Origin of the sequence: Chitinophaga sp. (assembly GCF_036566945.1) — a bacterium.
Taxonomy (GTDB): Bacteria; Bacteroidota; Bacteroidia; order Chitinophagales; family Chitinophagaceae; genus Chitinophaga.
Genome location: NZ_DATCVJ010001068.1, coordinates 1 through 1,992, shown reverse-complemented (window position 1 = coordinate 1,992; position 1,992 = coordinate 1). Strand labels below are relative to the sequence as shown.

At 41.0% G+C, this 1,992-nt stretch carries 2 protein-coding genes; one reads left to right on the top strand and one right to left on the bottom strand.

Annotated elements, in window-relative coordinates; translation table 11 throughout:
• Positions 1 to 960, top strand: a 960-nt coding sequence (locus VIP81_RS32230) for an alkyl sulfatase dimerization domain-containing protein (protein WP_331971933.1), incomplete at its 5' end; no start/stop codon positions are given.
• Positions 961 to 1,217: 257 nt separating this feature from the next.
• On the opposite strand, the gene VIP81_RS32225 is transcribed toward VIP81_RS32230, so the two are convergent.
• Entirely contained in the window at positions 1,218 to 1,577 is a 360-nt protein-coding gene (locus VIP81_RS32225) for a hypothetical protein (protein WP_331971930.1), read from the bottom strand.
• Positions 1,578 to 1,992 lie beyond the last annotated feature (415 nt).

The window sequence follows — 1,992 nt, the reverse complement described above, 5'->3', positions numbered from 1 at the left end:
GACGTGCAGGTTACTTTCGGTTCTCATCACTGGCCAAGTTGGGGCAATGAGCACATCAACGAGTATTGGAAGAGCCAGCGGGATCTCTATCGGTTTATCCATGATCAAACGCTTCGTTTGGCCAACGAAGGTTATACGCCTGTTGAAATCGCCGATATGATAAAACTTCCTGCTTCTCTCGATAAAAAATTCTTTAACAGGGGCTATTATGGTTCCGTAAGCCATAATGTAAAAGCACAGTACACCATGTACTTTGGTTGGTTTGATGGTAACCCGGCAAATTTGGATAAGCTGCCTCCTGTAGAAGCAGGTAAAAAATATGTTGAATATATGGGAGGTGCAGATAACGTCATTTCAAAAGCACGTAAGTCCTACGACAATGGCGAATACCGGTGGGTAGCGGAGGTTTTAAACCACGTAGTATTTGCAGATCCCAAGAATAAAACAGCCCGATATCTGCTGGCAGATACTTACGAACAACTTGGCTACCAGGCTGAATCTGGTCCATGGAGAAATTTTTATCTTTCTGGCGCCAAAGAACTGCGGGACGGCGTAAAAGTATTACCGTCTCCCAATACAGCCGGTCCCGATATGGTCAGAGGTATGTCAACGGATCTGTTCTTCAATTACCTCGCAATGCGCTTTAAAGGTACAGAAGCCGCTGCTGCTGACATGAAATACAACTTTAATATCAGCATGCCGGACGTCAACCAAAAAGTGGCGCTCATAGTTGAAAATGGCACAGTGACACCTCGGATTGGCAGCCATGTGGACGAAAATGTGACGGCAACGTTGACTATTAACCGTAAAGATCTTGACAGGGTAAGCCTTGGTGAGTCATCATTCAACGACCTCATTTCTGACGGAACGATAAAAATAGACGGCGATAAAAACGCTTTCAATTCCTTCCTGGGAATGATTGATAAGTTTGACTTCTGGTTCCCAATTGTTGAACCATAAATATTGATAATTCATACTTAGCAAATAAGTAAGGAACGGCCTTCACCTCTTTGGAAGTGAAGGCCGTTCATATAATTAGCCAGAACAGAAAAACTGGTCATACAATACAGAAAGAAAAGCCGCTTAAATTCTACGGTTCAAGCGGCGCTAATAAGTATTGGCAACTTTCTATCATCTGTTCAAGTGGCATCAGGTATACTTGAAAAATATCGGAAACAGTAGCTATTGTAGAAAAATATTGACCTGTTATGCTAATTTTACTTCTCGTATTTATCACTAAATAAAATCATAAATGCTTTGTATACGCCTATTGCAAACAAGAGCAGCGCCGTAAGAAACAAACCAATATATTGTGCCACCCACCCAATCAAAATAGCAACAATATGAATCTTCCCGTTATCTGGCTCGAATACCTTGCCCGAATATACATAAACTGCAAATGCCCCGAAAATGCCTATCCAAAGTATTGCATATAGGATATCTAGCGGCTTTTTACTCATTTTGTTAAACTTCAACATAATTTTGGTTTTAATGGCGCTAATAACTTCATAGCCCGATAATAGCGCTACTTTTAATATTAACATTTTCACATCAAAAGTAGATGAGTCGCCATACAATTCATCCTTCTATTTTATATTCGAAAGTTATAAACCGATTTTTGCCCAAAATTGAGCGATATTCGATGGTATCCGACAGTAAATCCTCACGGGTGCCTCGACGCACACGTATACTTAAGTTGAAAAATTGAGGAATCTTTTTTCGATATTCACTAAATGCCATTGCCCGGCTGCATCGAAAAAAGCACTCAGATATTGTGACCCAATGTTGGTCAGGCGCTTACACATGGCGGGAGTTATACCGGTGGCAGTATAGGCCGCTTTGTTTTTGGATTTATGTGCTGATAAAGTCTGGAAGTCCCTTCACAACTATGATTACTGTCTGTTGATTAGCGGATGTTCTTCTTCCGAATAACCTGCACCGGTTATACAGAGGTTATTCTTCATCTATTCTAACTTCAACCCTTCTGTTCTG